We start from the raw sequence: 341 nt of genomic DNA on the forward strand, positions 1-341 counted from the left end.
TTCTTCATCAATACTTGCTCGTAGGTCAAAAAAAATTGTTCCCACAACCCCTTTTTTGACAACCTATTAAAACGGTTGTAGGCCGTTTTCCATGGACATAGCTCACTCGGTATATCACGCCATGGCGCGCCTGTACGAAGTTTCCACAATATGGCTTCCATGACTTGTTTGTCGTTTTTCCAAGTATGACAGCCATGAGCCTTCATGGTACTTTGGAGTTGTTCCCATGTATTATCGGTGAGCACTGTTCTTGCCATAATTTAGAGAGCCCTGTTTGAAATAGTCTCTTTATTTTAAAGCCTTTATACTTACTTTTACAGATGAGGGACACGCCCTAATAC

Annotated in this window: 1 pseudogene; it reads right to left on the minus strand. The window is 41.3% G+C overall.

Annotated elements, in window-relative coordinates:
* Positions 1-257, minus strand: a pseudogene (locus tag AAEZ03_RS26415) (transposase); the annotation flags it as partial.
* Positions 258-341 lie beyond the last annotated feature (84 nt).

The sequence above is a fragment of the Pseudomonas sp. HY2-MNA-CIBAN-0224 genome, assembly GCF_040310285.1.
Classification (GTDB): Bacteria; Pseudomonadota; Gammaproteobacteria; order Pseudomonadales; family Pseudomonadaceae; genus Aquipseudomonas; species Aquipseudomonas helleri.